Annotated in this window: 9 protein-coding genes and 1 riboswitch; all 9 genes read right to left on the bottom strand. The window is 37.0% G+C overall.

Annotation, left to right across the window (positions count from 1 at the left end):
- Entirely contained in the window at nt 1-1281 is a 1281-nt protein-coding gene (locus HMPREF3031_RS05525) for an O-acetylhomoserine aminocarboxypropyltransferase/cysteine synthase family protein (protein ID WP_002480873.1), read from the bottom strand.
- A 59-nt stretch (nt 1282-1340) separates the two neighbouring features.
- Nucleotides 1341-1438: riboswitch (SAM riboswitch) on the bottom strand.
- 198 nt (nt 1439-1636) lie between these two features.
- Complete coding sequence (mprF, locus tag HMPREF3031_RS05520) at nt 1637-4162, bottom strand: bifunctional lysylphosphatidylglycerol flippase/synthetase MprF (RefSeq protein WP_002480872.1); 2526 nt, start codon at nt 4160-4162, stop codon at nt 1637-1639.
- A 144-nt stretch (nt 4163-4306) separates the two neighbouring features.
- Nucleotides 4307-5533, bottom strand: coding sequence for an AI-2E family transporter (locus HMPREF3031_RS05515; RefSeq protein WP_142351311.1), 1227 nt, complete (start codon nt 5531-5533; stop codon nt 4307-4309).
- Between the two features lie 163 nt (nt 5534-5696).
- Nucleotides 5697-7775 (bottom strand): glucose-specific PTS transporter subunit IIBC, encoded by a 2079-nt coding sequence (gene ptsG / locus HMPREF3031_RS05510; protein WP_002480870.1) that lies wholly within the window; start codon nt 7773-7775, stop codon nt 5697-5699.
- Between the two features lie 121 nt (nt 7776-7896).
- Nucleotides 7897-9921, bottom strand: a complete 2025-nt coding sequence (gene ptsG / locus HMPREF3031_RS05505) for a glucose-specific PTS transporter subunit IIBC (RefSeq protein ID WP_002480869.1) — start codon at nt 9919-9921, stop codon at nt 7897-7899.
- Nucleotides 9922-10048: 127 nt separating this feature from the next.
- Entirely contained in the window at nt 10049-10909 is an 861-nt protein-coding gene (gene glcT, locus HMPREF3031_RS05500) for a glucose PTS transporter transcription antiterminator GlcT (RefSeq protein WP_037556387.1), read from the bottom strand.
- A gap of 264 nt (nt 10910-11173) precedes the next feature.
- Entirely contained in the window at nt 11174-12637 is a 1464-nt protein-coding gene (locus tag HMPREF3031_RS05495; protein WP_002480867.1) for a glutamine transporter AlsT, read from the bottom strand.
- A 288-nt stretch (nt 12638-12925) separates the two neighbouring features.
- Complete coding sequence (gene parC / locus HMPREF3031_RS05490; RefSeq protein WP_002480866.1) at nt 12926-15349, bottom strand: DNA topoisomerase IV subunit A; 2424 nt, start codon at nt 15347-15349, stop codon at nt 12926-12928.
- On the bottom strand, nt 15346-17346 hold the full coding sequence (gene parE / locus HMPREF3031_RS05485) for a DNA topoisomerase IV subunit B (protein ID WP_002480865.1): 2001 nt from the start codon (nt 17344-17346) through the stop codon (nt 15346-15348). Before parE ends, parC begins: the two co-directional genes overlap by 4 nt.
- Nucleotides 17347-17480 lie beyond the last annotated feature (134 nt).

The following is a 17480-nucleotide window of genomic DNA, read 5'->3' as shown; positions in this document are numbered from 1 at the left end:
TTAAATCGCGTCTAATCCTTTTTCTAAGTCAGCGATAATATCATCAATATGTTCAAGACCGATAGACACACGGATTGTTTCAGGTGTAATACCTGCTTTCAATTGATCTTCTTCATTTAATTGTGCGTGTGTTGTAGAAGCCGGATGAATCACTAATGATTTCGCATCGCCGACGTTCGCAAGTAAAGAGAAGAGTTCTAAAGATTCGATAAATTTAATGCCTGCGTCATAACCGCCTTTGACACCGAAAGTGAAAATAGAGCTTGCACCTTTAGGTAAATATTTTTCTTTTAAATCATAGTATTCGCTTGATGGTAAGCCTGCATATTTAACCCATTCAACTTTGTCATGGTTTTCTAAGAATTTCGCAACTTTTTCTGCGTTTTCAACATGACGTTCAACACGTAATGATAATGTTTCTAAACCTTGTAGTAATAAGAAAGCATTAAATGGAGAAAGTGCTGCACCTGTATCACGTAATAATGTTGTTCTGACTTTGAATGCTAAAGCAGCTGGTCCGAACGCTTCAGTGAACACTAAATCATGATAAGATGGATCAGGTTCTGTTAAGCTTGGGAATTTATCGTTTTGTGTCCAATCGAAGTTACCGCCATCAACGACAACACCACCCATTGAAGTACCATGACCACCAATAAATTTAGTCGCTGAATGTACCACAATGTTCGCACCGTATTTGATTGGTTGGATTAAGTATGGAGAAGCAAATGTATTATCAACAATTAATGGAATACCCGCTTCATGTGCAATTTCTGCTAATTTTTCGATATCTTCAACATTACCTTCAGGGTTACCGATTGTTTCGATATAAAGTGCTTTTGTATTCTCTTTAATCGCATTTTTAACTTCATCAAAGTTTTTACTGTCTACGATTGAAACATCAATACCGAATTTAGGTAACGTATGTGCAAATAATGTATGTGTACCACCGTATAACGTAGAGCTTGCGACAATGTGATCACCTGCATCTGCAACAGTTTGAATCGCATATGTGATTGCAGCCATACCTGAAGCTACCGCAACCCCAGCGACACCGCCTTCAAGTTCTGCTACACGTGTTTCAAACACTGCTACTGTCGGGTTTGTTAAACGTGAGTAAATATTACCTAATTCTTTTAAGCCGAATAAGTTCGCCGCATGTTGTGTATCATCAAATGTGAAAGATGTTGTTTGATAAATCGGTACTGCTCTCGAATGCGATGCTTCATCTACCTCTTGTCCTGCGTGTAATTGTAACGTTTCGAATTTAAAATCATTTGTCATGTTCATTTCCTCCTTAAATGTAAAAAACGAGCCTACCTGAAAAAGATAGACTCGCTACGGGCTTATCTTTCAGGTCTTCACCTGCTGGAATTAGCACCTAACTTAAATAGGTTGCCTGGTATCGTAGGGCCAGTCCCTCCACCATTCTTGATAAGTTTTTTTATTAATTTATTCAGAGTATAGACTGAAATTCAGACAATGTCAATAGACTTTTCTTAGTTTTCTGAATTTTGGATTAAAATAAAATATTTGGATAACAAAGTTTACATACGTTTAATCGTAAACCATTAAAAAAAGACCGAGACCTTTTTTGGCCTCGATCTTTATATGCACCTTGCAGTATGAAACGGTTCAACTAGTGTTTAGAACGAATCACTAACAACACTTTAATCATACTTTGCCATAAAGAACTGTGTCTTGAGTAAACTAAATATCGTGGTTCCCACTCTGGTTTGAATTTATCTTTATAACGTCTTAAACCGCTGAAGCGATATAACGTATTAAAGTTATCAAAGATTTTACCTGCGACACGTTCATTCCAATACGAGTATTCATTTTGACCGACATTGGATAAGGTCGCCATACCCATATTAAATGCTTTGTAGCCTTTTTCTTGGCTCCATAACAACATATGCAGATAGAGCGCATCCATCAACGGTAAATCTACATCTGGCAACCAACGAATTAAATCTACTGAAATGGAATCATTGTAATACGTCGGCATTAAACTGCAGAATGCGATGACACGGCCATTTTCTTCTTTTAGAATTCCAATCGGTGCTTTTGATAAATAGTCATGTGTGAAACGGCCGACTGAGAAATGCATTTCATTTTTACCGTCTAACCATTGATCACTAATATCTTCTAACTCTTTAAGGAATTCATCTGTATATGGCGGTTCTATAATCTCAAAATGAACATTTTGGTCTTCTAGTTTATTTAACGTTGCTCTGAATCCTCTACGTTTTTTACCAGAAGTTGTAAATGTCGTTAAATCAATGACCGCTTCTTCACCCAATTTAAAGAACTGGTTACCAAAATCATGATATAGCGGCATATGACGATTTGTCGCTTGATAGAAAATCACTTCATAACCCAAATCTCTAGCATAATGGTACAACGATTCAAATAAATCATTAAATCGTTTAGGGTTACCAATCGGATCACCTAATACCACAATACAATTAAGTTTAAAGCGATACATCACAAACGCTTCTTTCGATTCATCCATATACACAGTTTTATCTCCACTATGAAGCAAATGGCTTAAATAGTTGCCGCCGAATTTTTCGATAATCGCTTCACACTGTTCGATATCATTGGCTGGATAATCTTTACGATATGCATTTTCAAATAACCAGACAATAAACGTCACGATAATAATAACCACAAGAATGGTCAACCATAAGTAATAACGTAACATTGAGTTATCTACTTCAATACGGTAAGCATCTACCGCATCTAATACAAAGACAATCATATAGTGATTCAGTGTCAACATAATAATACTAATAATCAGCATTGAAACTATATGGCGTAAACGAATCGGACGTTTTAAGACTTGTGCTTTCATAAAGGCATAAATCAATAAACCAAATACTACAAGCAACCACGTAATTAATAAAAATGAGGTATTCGTATACACTGTAATCACAAAAATCAACACGATAGAAACCATCGCAAATAATATGGCTCTGCGACTTTGTTTAAAGATACCGCGAACGTTCAACATCAGAATTAAACAAGCACTCGTATGAATCGTCACCACAATATAATAAAACATATGGTTCGGATCATATAAGCCTTCATAAATAATACTGACGTTATTTAAGATAAAGACTAAACTCGTAAACATGACCAGTACCGCTAAAGAAAGCGATGGAATTTTAGAAGTGATGGATTTTTGATATGAAAATAAAAATGAAGTCACTTCTTTTGCTGGTGTATAGTACTTCGATTGTTCAATATAACGTTTAGCTGAAGTACCGAACTCAAACATTGATAAGATTAACGCAATAATCACTGGAATGATATAATACGCAAAACGATATAACATCAACGCTAAGACAATTTTTTCTTCTGGTAAATTCAAGTGCTTCAAGCCGACTAAAATCACGACATCAAATGCCCCGAAACCACCAGGAATAAAACTGATTAAACCGGCAATCGCCGCAATAATAAAGATACCGACAAATGATGTGAATGACACATCTAAGTTGACAATCCGTAATGCAAAATAGAGTACAAAACTTGCGGCTAACCATTCCACACCTGACACTAGTGTTAAATAGACACCTGTAAAACGACGAGACGGTTCTACTGGTTTTTTAATTGTGATAAAGATAAATACAGGCAAGAAACATGCGACCACATAGAGTAAAACATGTACTACTGGATAATCATTCAGTAAATGTTTCGCATTAAAGACATGGGTCACGACTAGAATCGACAGCATGCTTAAACCAGTCAACATCGATAATAAAACCAATGAAATATAATGCAATAACGTTTTCGTATCTTTCACGTAAGGTTTATAGACCGATAGACGTGCACCCGCACCGATAAAGCCTCCAAATCCGATAATAGAATTCAACGCATTGATAATATAGCTGACACGTAATACTTTAAATAAAGACATTTTCAATTTTAAAGTCCGTACCATCGTCACATCATACAGGCTTAATAATAATATAGATAAGCCACCAGCAACTAACAGACTCGTTAATTCAACACGATTCAATTTTTCAAACAGTACAAATAATTTTTTAAAGTTCATGGTTGAGAGTTCTTTGTATAAAGTCGTCACAACTAAGATAAAAAGAACAGTCGCAAACACAATTTTCGCACCGGTGATTAATCGACCTTTTAATTGTTTTGACATTGTTTCCCTCAATTCCTCACACCATTTCAAGCAATTCATGAAATGATTTATAATATACCAAAATGTTACCACATAACTATATGTCAAAGCACCAAAAAAATAAGACATGACACCTAACAAAAGTGTCATGCCTTATACGTTACTTTACTTCAATTGATTATTCGGATTATCTGCCCACTCATCATCAGCAACTTCATAAGGTCCTGAATCTTGACCATAATAACGGTTATAACGACGTTTATACATACCGAATAAGTGTGTGACTAACACTTTAATGACCGCATAACCAGGAATTGCGAGAATGACACCCACAATACCAAGTAAATTACCTGCACATAATAATACAAAGATAATTGTCAAAGGATGAATCTTTAATGTTTTACCCATAACGTTAGGTGAAATAAAGTGACCTTCAATAAATTGAACTGCTGTCCACACAACAATTAATTTTACTAACATAATCGGTGATGTAATCAACGCCATAATAATAGCTGGAGAAATTGCGATGGTTGGTCCTAAATAAGGAACCACACTAGTGACTGCCGCAATACTCGCTAAAACTAAGCTGTAATCTAAACCGATAATCGAATAACCGATAAAGAGTAAGATACCGATACAAAATGATACAATGATTTGACCTTGGATATATGAACCTACTTGTAAGCTCATACTTTCAATTACTTCATGCACATCTTGACGATATTTCGGTGGCATCACTTTTGTTAAACCTGCTTTGAAGCGATGACCATCTTTTAAGAAGAAGAAGAGTACGAATGGTGTTGTGACGATAACCACACCAATATTCACAACCGCTTCAGCGATTGACATAATCTTCGTTCCGAAACCATCAAAGAAATCTGAAACCATTGTCGGTACTTTCTTCGCTATTTTATCAAGCTGATCTTGAATTTGCGTATAGAAATCAGACATACCCGCAAAATGCGACCAGCTGGTTACTTGATCAACCATTTCATTAAATTTATCTACATAACGTGGGAAGTTATGCGCGAACGTTTTGATTTGATCGCTGATGACTGGAATTAGTAAATTAACCACTAACGCAATCACCGCTGCAGCAAAACAAAACAGAATAATAATCCCCCATAGTCTTGGGATATTATAACGTTCCATAAATTGAGTAACTGGATTTAACAAGTAGAATAAGATCAAACCTAAAATAACCGGCGCTGCAATCGTATTGAATATGATCACAAACGGGTGGAATATGTACGATACTTTATCAAATATAAATATTGTTAATCCAATCATAATCAACATCAGAAGACCGAACATCAAGTTCTTACCTCCGATAAATCTCATAAACCGTGTTTCACTCAGCGAAAAACGCTTCGGTTTATCATTATTTTCCATGTACTTCACCATTCCTTGCTATTGATTAATCATATTTTATCGCTATTTTGTAAAAAAAGAAACTTTTTATTTATCATTCCCTTCAACGCTACTCTTTACCCCTAACCCTAAAAATAAAAACTGATGCCTAAAAGAATTTAGACACCAGTTTGTGTTTGTTTTACTATGGTTTGACTATAGCGACTTTATCCCCATGTGTCACTTCACCTTCATGAACCAACTCTATTTCTGGTTGTTCTTGATTTGTGACGATAATCGGTGTGATAGTACTATCCGCATGTTTCTCAATATAATCTAAATCTACTTTCATCAACGGTTGGCCCAGTACAATTTTATCCCTTGCTTCAACTAAAATATCAAAGCCTTGGCCTTCCAATTTAACGGTTTCTAAGCCGAAATGAATTAATAATTCTACGCCGTCTTTAGATTCTAAACCAAGTGCATGTTTGGTTGGGAAGATCATCTTCACTGTACCATCAAATGGTGCGTAGACTTCACCTTTAGATGGTTGAATCGCAAAACCATCTCCCATCATTTTGCCAGAGAATACTTGGTCAGGTACCTCTGAAAGTGGAACGACTTTACCTGTAATCGGCGCATAAATTACTGCACCGCCCTCAGCTACAACTTCTGCTGTTTCTGCATCACCATCTTCTGTTACTGTCGTTTCTACTGGAGACGTAATCTTGCCATCCATAATCTGTTGCATATCATGTTTGATTTGATCTGACTTCGGTCCGAAAATCGCCTGCATATTATTGCCGACTTCAAGGACACCTGATGCTCCTAAATCTTTTAATTCTTGAACATCCACTTGAGACTTATCATTCACTTCTACACGTAAGCGTGTAATACATGCATCTAAATGTTTAATGTTGTTTTTACCACCCATCGCATCTAATACTTTAAATGGTAATTCACTCACTGACACGTTCGTTTGTGTCACTTCTTGATCTTCACGACCTGGTGTTTTCAAGTTCATTTTCTTAATTAAGAATGTGAATAAGAAGTAGTACACAACTGCATAACAAATACCGACTGGAATCACTAATAACGCATTGGAACGATCCCATGATAATAAGCCATATAAAATATAATCAATAAAACCGCCTGAGAAGGTCATACCGATTTTAACGCCTAATAAATGCATAATTAAGAATGAAGAACCTGCTAAAATGACATGTGCAACATAAAGAATCGGCGCTACAAATAAGAATGAGAATTCTAATGGTTCTGTAATCCCTGTTAAAAAGGCTGTAAGCCCTGCTGATAACATTAAACCTGCGACTACTTTTTTACGTTCTGGTTTCGCTTGACGATAAATCGCGAACGCTGCTGCTGGCAAACCGAACATCATAAATGGATATTTACCTGTGGTAAAAGCCCCTGCCGTAAACGGTACACCATCTTGGTATTGTGCCATCCAAATACGTTGGTCACCACGAATTAAGTTACCCGCTTCATTTGTATAATGTCCGAACTCAAACCAAAATGGTGCATAGAAAATATGATGTAAACCAAATGGAATAAGTGAACGTTCAATAATCCCGAAAATAAATGTCGTTAAAGCTAAGTTTTTACCTAATAAGAAATTAGATAAGTTATTTAAGCCATCTTGAACAGGTGGCCATACAAAACTTAAAACAATCCCTGTCACGATTGCGACTAATGATGTAATAATCGGTACAAATCGTTTCCCAGCAAAGAATCCTAAAAATTGAGGAAGTTGAATGTTGTAGAAGCGGTTGTAACATATCGCTGCTAAAGCCCCGATAATAATCCCGCCGAATACACCTGTTTGTAAGGTCGGTATGCCTAATATCAAAGCATGTGCCGGGTCTTTTGCTGATTGTCCTAACGTTTTAGCCCCTTCAGCATAAGAATAAATATCATCAATTGTAATACCTACGACTTTACCCATGGTCGCATTCATAATTAAATAACCGACTAGTGCCGCAATACCAGCAACACCATCACCGCCTGCTAAACCAAGTGCTGTCCCCATCGCAAAGAGTAATGGCAAGTTATCAAAGATGACCTGACCAGATACTTCCATAATCTGACTGACCATCTGAATATAATGATTTTCCATCCAAGGTGCGTAGTGTAAGATTTGTTCGTTGTGCATCGCATTACCGAACGCCAGTAAGATCCCAGCTGCAGGTAAAATCGCCACTGGCAACATTAAGGCTTTACCAATACGTTGTAATTGTCCAAAAAAGAATTTGAATAACTGTTTCATAGATAACCTCCTTGTATAAAAAAAGCACGAGCTAGAAACCTCCTAGAGTTTCATAGCTCGTGCTCAATGTGCATGACGCATCGATTAAAGTGTCTAAGGTGTTGTTTCTGTGTAGCTGTTTCTATTTAATTAAGACTGCTTTATCACCATGGTTAACATGGCCATGGTGTAACACTTCTAATGTGCGATCATTTAAATTTGTAACGACGATTGGTGTAATCGTACTTTCAGCATGTTCTTTAATGTAATCTAAGTCGACTTTCATTAAAGGTTGGCCTAAAACGAAGTTATCGTTTTCTTTAACTAAGATGTCGAAACCTTGACCTTCAAGTTTAACAGTTTCTAAACCGAAGTGAATCAATAATTCCACGCCATCTTCTGATTCAATACCAATCGCATGTTTTGTTGGGAAGACCATTTTCACAGTACCGTCGAATGGTGCATAAACATCACCATTATCTGGTTTGATTGCGATACCGTCGCCCATCATTTTTTCAGAGAATACTTTATCTGGTACTTCTGTAATATCTACTAATTCACCTGTAATCGGTGCATAAATCACTGCGTCACCTGTTTGCGCTACTTTCGTTGTTGCATCGCCTTCATCAATCACTGTAGTTTCTTCAGGAGATGTGATTTTACCATCCATAATCTGTTGCATATTATGTTTGATTTGATCTGATTTCGGACCAAAGATCGCTTGCATGTTATTACCGACTTCAAGCACACCTGAAGCACCTAAATCTTTCAAACCTTGTACATCTACTTTTGCTTTGTCATTTACTTCTACACGTAAACGTGTAATACATGCATCTAAATGTTTGATGTTAGATTCGCCACCCATCGCGTCTAACACTTTGAATGGTAATTCATTTGTTGAAACTGTAGATGTCTGCATCTCTTTGTCTTCACGACCTGGTGTTTTGTAGTTCATTTTTTGGATGACGAAGCGGAAGATAACATAGTAAATAACCGCATAAATTAATCCAACTGGAATAACTAACCACCATTGTGTCTTATTCGGCAAGATACCGAGTAAGAAGAAGTCGATAAATCCACCAGAGAATGTGTAACCTAAGTGCACATCTAATAAATAAAGAATTAAGAATGATAAACCATCTAATACTGCATGAATGAAGAATAATAATGGTGCTACGAATAAGAATGAGAATTCTAAAGGTTCAGTGATACCTGTTAAGAATGATGTCAAAGCACCAGATAACATTAAACCAGCAACCACTTTTTTATTTTCTTTTTTCGCTGTTTGATAAATCGCAAGTGCTGCTGCTGGTAAACCGAACATCATAACTGGGAATTCACCTTGCATGAATTTACCTGCAGTTAAAGGTACGTTATCACGAATTTGTTCGATAAAGATACGTTGGTCACCATGAATGATTTGACCCGCCAAGTTTTTATATGAACCGAATTCAAACCAGAACGGTGCATGGAAAATATGGTGTAAACCAAACGGAATCAATAGACGTTTAATGAAACCGAATAAGAATACAGCTAATCCTGTATTTGATGCTAATAAACCTTCACTGAATGCGTTTAAGCCGCCTTGGATAAATGGCCAAACAATCGCCATTGGAAACGCTAAAATAAATGATAACGTCGCCATCATAATTGGTACGAAACGTTTCCCTGCAAAGAATCCTAAATAACTTGGCAGCGAGATGTTATAGAACTTGTTATAACACCAGGCCGCTAAAGCCCCGATAATGATACCGCCGAACACACCCGTTTGGAGTGTCGGAATTCCTAATACTGTCGCAAAACCTTTTGCAGCATCTGCTGCTTTTTCAGGTGTTACATTTAAGAACATTCCCATTGTTTTGTTTAATACGATAAAACCGACGAATGCTGCGATAGCTGCAACACCATCTCCGCCAGCCAACCCGATTGCGACACCTAATGCGAAGATAATGGCCAAGTTATCAAAGATAATCCCACCGGCACCTTCCATCATTTTCGCAACGTTTTGAACACCTTCTACTTTAATAAAAGGCAGTAAACTTTGAAGCGCATCGCCTTGAAAGGCGTTCCCTAATGCTAAAAGTAAACCCGCTGCCGGTAAGATCGCAACAGGAAGCATTAACGCTTTACCAATACGTTGCAATTGACCGAAAAACTTTTTCCACATAAAAGTTTCCTCCTAAATTTATAAAGTTGTAAACATCACCTAGCGACATAGCAGCAAAGAAAAAAGGCATGAGTAATAAAAGCTGGAAGTACGACCAACTTTCATGACTCATGCCTAATCGAATTAGTTACACGTTATGATTTTGATTTTTATTCGCAAAATGATAAATATGCAACGTCAGATACGAGAGTTCCGCTTCATAGACAGGAACTTCAAGATGCTGCTGCATCATTTTAATGATTTTAACAGCTATATTATAGCACACGGGATAATGCGCTTTCAACATGTTTCCGAAATCTTCATTGACTTGAATAGTTTCACCTTTTTGCAAGCGTCTGATTAAGAATTGGATATGGCGGATAAAGCGTTGATAGATAATCGAACTTGTATCAATTGTATAACCTAAATCATGTTCCATAATTTGAACACTTTTATTGATAATCTCATTCGTCAATCTTACTTCGCTTAAAGTTAAATCATCTTTACTGCTTGCGATATGTAACGCGATAAAGCCGATTTCATCATCTGGAAAATCAATATCTAACAAGCCGTTTAAATGCTCTATCACTTGAACCGCAATTTGATATGATTCAGGGTATAGCTGTTTCGTTTCAATTAAGAATGGATTTTTAATAAATTGCTGCTGTTTGATACGTTTATACGCAAACAAGATATGATCCGTTAACGCGACGACTAAATCATTATCATCAACTGAGCGGTCCGCTTTCGTGATGATATCAATCGCTTCAATAATTGATTGTAAAACATCATCATCAGCCATCTCTACTAATGCTTTATAATGTTCTTGTTCAGATTTATGTTCTAATTTATAAACTTTATCAATCATTGCTTTGTCAGATAAGCGCATCCCTTTTTTCTTATTAAAACCGATACCTTTTCCGATAAGAACGACTTCGTGCTGTTGTGTTTCATCTTTACAGATGATGACGTTATTATTTAATGCTTTCTCTATCACGTAGCTGCTCATGAAGATCACCTTTTCTCCTCAATACTCTATCCTATTCATTATAGCCCATTTCACTATTGATAGCGCTGAATTAGAAATTATTTTACCATATCCTTGTACATACTTGGGCTATTTTTTATTATTTCATGTTTTTCTTCTCTAGAAATACAATAATTTGTCATTTTTTATACTTCTAAAAAAATAAAATCCCTTATCAACAACACATGATGTGTGTGATAAGGGAAGCAAATGGTTGAATCTCTTATTCAACTCATACTCTATTTATTATTTTTTACGTGATAATTGTTTAGCTGGATCGCCCCAACATTCAATACCAAATAAATTGATTTCCAAGTTCTCTGGTTTGAAGATCGGTTTCTTACCGGCTTTACGTTGGTCATGGTAATCTTTCATCACAGCCAGTGCAATGTTAGACAAGGCAATGATAGAAATAATATTGACGATTGCCATTAAGCCCATGAAGACATCCGCAGTACTCCATACTGTTTCTGTTTTCACGACTGCACCAAAGAAGACTAATAATACAACTAAACATCTAAAAATAAATAACACCGTTTTATTGTAAGATAAGAATTCAATGTTAGATTGACCATAATAGTAGTTACCGATAACAGATGAGAATGCGAACAATGTAATTGCGACAGATAAGAAAATACCGCCTGCACTGCCTAAATGTTCGTTCAATGCTGATTGTGTTACCGCAACCCCTTGTGGAGCACCTTCACCAAATTGTAAACCGCCGTATAATAAAATAACGATTGCTGTTGCAGTACATACTAAGATTGTATCGAAGAATACACCTAATGACTGAAGTAAACCTTGTTTTACTGGGTGTGGTACAGCTGCTGTTGCTGCCGCGTTCGGCGCAGAACCCATACCGGCTTCGTTTGAGAATAAACCACGTTTAATCCCTTGTAATACTGCCGCACCGACTGCACCGCCAGTCGCTTGTTCAATCCCAAAGGCACTCTTGAAGATTGTTAAAATCATTGGAATGATTTGGTCATAGTTCATGATTAAGATGACTAATACCACACCAATATAAATAATTGCCATAATCGGAACGATATATGAAGACAATGTTGCGATACTTCTTACACCACCGAAAATGATAATTCCTGTTAATACTGCAAGGACAATACCTGTTACGACTGGGCTGATATGATATTGTGTTTTCAATGATTCTGCAATGGTATTGGCTTGTACTGTATTAAACACAAAAGCGAATGTAATCGTAATTAATACCGCAAATAAGACACCTAACCATTTTTGATTCAAACCTTTTGTCATATAGTACGCTGGTCCCCCACGGAAACCGCCTGCTTTATCAGGTACTTTATAAACTTGTGCTAAAACGGATTCTACAAACGCACTGGCAGCACCGATAGACGCGATGACCCACATCCAAAAGACTGCACCTGGACCACCTAAGACAATCGCAGTCGCAACACCGGCAATATTACCCGTACCTACACGAGATCCTGCACTGATTGCGAAAGCTTGGAAAGGTGAAATCCCTTTTTCACCGCTATCTAATGTTTCAGGTTTTTCCACTAACGCTCTAAACATTTCTCCAAATGACGTAAACTGTATAAACCTGGAGCTGATTGTAAAGAAAAGTCCTGCAGTCAGCAGTAAACCGATTAAGTATTGTGACCAAATCAAGTCATTCCCTACTTCAACAAATGCTTTAAACCAACCAGGTACTAAACTATCAAAATCTTTCACATTTATTACCTCATATTCTGTTAAATATTTATGTATATCTGATACATAACAATGGAATATATCGACTGCTTTCTTCAATATACACCACTTAAATAAAAAAAATACCAAGAGGCAGGATTCTAAAAGAATGTGCTACCACTTGTTATTTCATTTGATTTACTCTATATTTTATCATCTTAGCAATTATCTGACTATATTTTTTTGAAAAACCTTATCCTTCACAAAGAAAAGCTGTTCAAATTAAAAGGGATATACGTCCCTTTTTTGAACAGCTTTACTTCATTAAATTTATGCTTCAGGTTCACTCATATCTGATACAGATAATGCTTCAACATCTCCGAAGCTATCTACATCAACCACAAATGAGCCATTTGTATATTGTTCTGTTAAATGTACATCTCCGACAGTACCTGTGAAAGTATCCTTGTTTGAATACAATGTATACGTCGCAGCTGGATTTTCAATCACATCAGCACCTACGATACGATGCGGTTTGCTTTTTAGTTCTTTCAACAGTTTAATACCGCGTTGTGCACGTTTAGCTTCTGTTAACACTTGATAGCCGATACGTTTAACTGCACCTCTTTGTGTTGCCATTAAAATCGTATTATCAGGATGTACGACTTGTGTCATCACTACGTAGTCATCATCTTTAAGGTTAATCGATTTTACCCCTGCAGCACGTAAACCAGTACTTGATAATTCATCAGAACTATAAGTTAATGACATACCTGTATGTGTAATGACTGAGAGTAATTGCGGTGTTTCAATACGCATCACATTAATCACTACATCGTCATCTTTTAATTTCATCGCAATCAGCGGTTTATTGAAACGTGTTGTCTTAAACAGACCTAACTCACTTTTCTTGATCATACCGTTTTTCGTAGCCATTAAATAATCCGCTTCTTGTTTGAAATCTGGTTCAGTAAAGACATCAATGACACGTTCATCATTTTCTATCGGCACAAGTTGTGAAATATGCTGACCAAGGTCTTTCCACTTGATATCAGATAGTTTATGCACCGGTAAGTAGAGATAACGGCCTTTATCTGTAAAGACTAAAGCGATATGTTGCGTATTCGTTTCTACGTAACGTAATAAGCTGTCGCCCTCTTTTAATCCGACTTCTTCTACTTTATTCGCATTGAAGCTTCGGATTGAAGTACGTTTGATGTAACCATCTTTAGATAAACTTAAAATTGTTTCCTCACTCGGCACAATCACTTCTTTAGAGATTTTAATTTCAGAAATCTCTGCTTCAATACGAGATAAACGTTCTGACTTAAAACGTTTACGAATCTCTTTCAATTCATCTTTAATCACGTTTAATAAAGCATCGTGGTTATCTAAGATATGACGTAAGCCTTTGATTTGCTCTTCTAATTCTTTATGTTCCGCTTCAAGCGCCACAATATCAGTGTTTGTTAAACGATATAATTGCAATGTCACAATAGCTTCTGCTTGTTCTTCAGTGAAGTCAAACTCTGCGACTAAATTATCTTTCGCATCACGTTTGTTTTTAGATCCGCGGATAATCGCAATGACTTCATCTAACACAGATAAAGCTTTCATTAAGCCTTCAACAATATGCATACGCTTTTCAGCGTGGAACAAGTCATAGCGCGTACGTTTCGTCACAACTTCAATTTGGTGATTCAAGTAACTATCGATAATTTGGCGGATGCCCATTTGTTTAGGGCGTCCTTCACTGATTGCGACCATGTTGAAGTTATAAGAGATTTGTAAATCTGTATTTTTGTATAAGAAGTTCAAAATCGCTTCACTATTAACATCTTTTTTCAATTCAATCGCAATACGTAATCCCGTACGGTCTGTTTCATCACGTACTTCGACAATACCATCCACTTTTTTATCTGCACGCAATTCATCAATCTTTTTCACTAACGCACTTTTATTCACTTCATATGGAATTTCAGACACTACTAATTCTTGTCTGCCGTTACGTAACGTTTCAGTTTCCACCATAGAGCGAACAACAATACGTCCTTTACCTGTTTCATATGCTTTTTTAATACCGTCGACACCTTGAATAATGCCGCCAGTCGGGAAATCCGGCCCTTTTATGTGTTTCATTAACTGATTCACTGTAATATCTGGATTATCAATGAACTTCAAAGTTCCATTAATGACTTCACCTAAGTTGTGCGGCGGAATATCTGTCGCATAACCTGCAGAAATCCCTGTGGAACCGTTCACTAATAAGTTAGGGAAACGCGCAGGCAATACCATCGGTTCTGTTGTAGTATCATCATAGTTCGGCACAAACGAAACTGTTTCTTTATTGATGTCGCGTAATAATTCTTCAGAAAGTTGACTGAGTTTCGCTTCGGTATAGCGCATCGCAGCTGGCGGGTCATTATCAATACTCCCGTTATTACCATGCATTTCAATTAACACATGACGCAATTTCCAGTCTTGACTTAAACGCACCATCGCATCATAAACAGAAGAGTCGCCATGAGGGTGGAATTGTCCGATAACATCACCGACTGTTTTGGCACTCTTACGGAAGTTTTTATCAAATGTATTGCCGCTTGAGTACATCGCATATAATATACGACGTTGTACCGGCTTTAAACCGTCTCTGACATCTGGGAGGGCACGTTCTTGGATGATGTATTTACTGTAGCGGCCGAAGCGGTCGCCAATGACATCTTCTAACGAAAGGTCTTGGATGATTTCGCTCAATTTACTTCCTCCTCATCGTATGCTTCTTGATCTAGAATTTCGATTTCTTCGTTTTCTAGAATACTTTGATCTTCTTGCATACCAAATTGTACATGTCGTTCAATCCAATCACGACGTGGTGCAACTTTATCACCCATCAACGTCGTCACACGTTTTGATGAACGAACTTCATCTTCAACATTAACGCGAATTAACGTACGCGTTTCTGGATTCATTGTAGTTTCCCACAATTGGTCAGGGTTCATCTCACCTAAACCTTTATAACGTTGTAAGCTGAAACCTTTGCCTAATTGTTTTTGAAGATTTTCTAGTTCATCATCTGTCCAGGCATATTCTACTTTCTTCGCTTTACCTTTGCCTTTTTCTAATTTGTAAAGTGGCGGCAAGGCAATAAAGACACGGCCTGCTTGTACAAGCGGCTTCATGTATTTAAAGAAGAACGTTAATAATAAAACTTGAATATGTGCACCATCTGTATCGGCATCGGTCATAATAATGACACGATTATAGTTGCTGTCTTCTAATTTGAATTCAGTTCCTACACCTGCACCGATCGTATGAATGATAGTGTTGATTTCTTCGTTTTTGAAGATATCTTCTAAACGTGCTTTCTCAGTATTAATAACCTTACCACGTAATGGTAAAATAGCTTGATATTTGCGGTCACGACCGAGTTTAGCGGAACCGCCTGCAGAGTCACCCTCTACAAGATACAGTTCTTTCTTCTCTGTATTTTTACTTTGTGCTGGTGTTAACTTACCAGACAATAAAGTATCTTTGCGTTTGTTCTTTTTACCAGAACGTGCATCTTCACGTGCTTTACGTGCAGCTTCTCTGGCTTGTTGTGCTTTCACTGCTTTTTTGACAAGTGATTTAGATAATTGTCCTTTTTCTTCTAAGTAGAAAGGTAGTTTCTCTGCGACTACACTATCTACTGCACTTCTTGCTTCCGCCGTACCTAGTTTAGACTTCGTTTGTCCTTCGAATTGTAATAACTCTTCAGGAATACGGACAGAAATAATCGCTGTTAAGCCTTCACGAATATCATTACCATCTAAATTTTTATCTTTAGCTTTTAATTCACCAATGCGACGCGCATAATCATTAAACACACGTGTCATCGCAGTTTTAAATCCGACTTCATGTGTACCGCCGTCTTTAGTACGTACGTTATTGACAAAGCTTAAGATACTTTCAGAATATTGATCATTGTATTGGAAAGCGATATCGACTTCGATACCATTGGCTTCTCCTGAAAACGTCGCAACATCATGTAAAACTTCTTTGCCTTCGTTGACGTAAGACACGAATTCTTTGATGCCGTCTTCATAATGATAAATTTCTTCTCTTTCTTTACCAGAACGTAAGTCTGTTAAAGTGATTTTTAGATTTTTTAAAAGGAAGGCTGATTCTTGTAGGCGTTCGCTTAATGTATCAAAATTGAATGATGTGGCTGATTTAAAGATTTCTGGATCAGGTTTGAACGTTACTTTCGTTCCTTTTTTACGTGTTTTTCCTTTTTTCTCTAAACCAGTGGCAGGTAACCCCCCTTTATTAAAACGCTGTTCATAAATAAAGCCGTCTCTATAAATTTCAACTACTAACCATTCACTCAATGCGTTAACTACGGAAGCCCCTACACCATGTAAGCCGCCTGATGTTTTGTAGCCGCCTTGGCCGAACTTACCTCCGGCATGCAAGATTGTGAAGATAACTTCGACTGTCGGTTTACCAGATTTATGAATCCCCGTCGGCATCCCGCGTCCGTTATCTTCTATTGTGATACTATCGTCTTTATTGATAGTCACTTTGATTTCATTACCATAACCGTTCAATACCTCATCTACTGAGTTATCTACGATTTCATATACTAAGTGGTGTAAACCACGTTTATCGGTTGACCCAATATACATTCCTGGTCTTTTACGGACTGCTTCTAATCCTTCAAGTACTTGAATAGAATCGTCCGAATAGTTTTGTCGTTTATTTGTTGCCAATCGATTCTTCGCCTCCTACAAACGTACGTTCGTTTATAAAACATTACAATAAACATTCTTACTTAAATCAAATCAAAATGCAAGTCAGAAATTGATTTGCATGTGATAACATTTTACAACCTAACGAAAAAAGA

Origin of the sequence: Staphylococcus sp. HMSC072B07 (assembly GCF_001815505.1) — a bacterium.
In the GTDB taxonomy this organism is placed as follows: domain Bacteria; phylum Bacillota; class Bacilli; order Staphylococcales; family Staphylococcaceae; genus Staphylococcus; species Staphylococcus simulans.
Note: the sequence above shows the minus strand (reverse complement) of the source record. Positions and strands in the feature narration are given on the sequence as shown.

What these genes read in the sequence shown, in the direction of transcription:
- HMPREF3031_RS05525 (WP_002480873.1), bottom strand. Translation starts at nt 1,281, where the DNA reads ATGACAAATGATTTTAAATTCGAAACGTTACAATTACACGCAGGACAA.
- mprF (WP_002480872.1), bottom strand. Translation starts at nt 4,162, where the DNA reads ATGTCAAAACAATTAAAAGGTCGATTAATCACCGGTGCGAAAATTGTG.
- HMPREF3031_RS05515 (WP_142351311.1), bottom strand. Translation starts at nt 5,533, where the DNA reads ATGGAAAATAATGATAAACCGAAGCGTTTTTCGCTGAGTGAAACACGG.
- ptsG (WP_002480870.1), bottom strand. Translation starts at nt 7,775, where the DNA reads ATGAAACAGTTATTCAAATTCTTTTTTGGACAATTACAACGTATTGGT.
- ptsG (WP_002480869.1), bottom strand. Translation starts at nt 9,921, where the DNA reads ATGTGGAAAAAGTTTTTCGGTCAATTGCAACGTATTGGTAAAGCGTTA.
- glcT (WP_037556387.1), bottom strand. Translation starts at nt 10,909, where the DNA reads ATGAGCAGCTACGTGATAGAGAAAGCATTAAATAATAACGTCATCATC.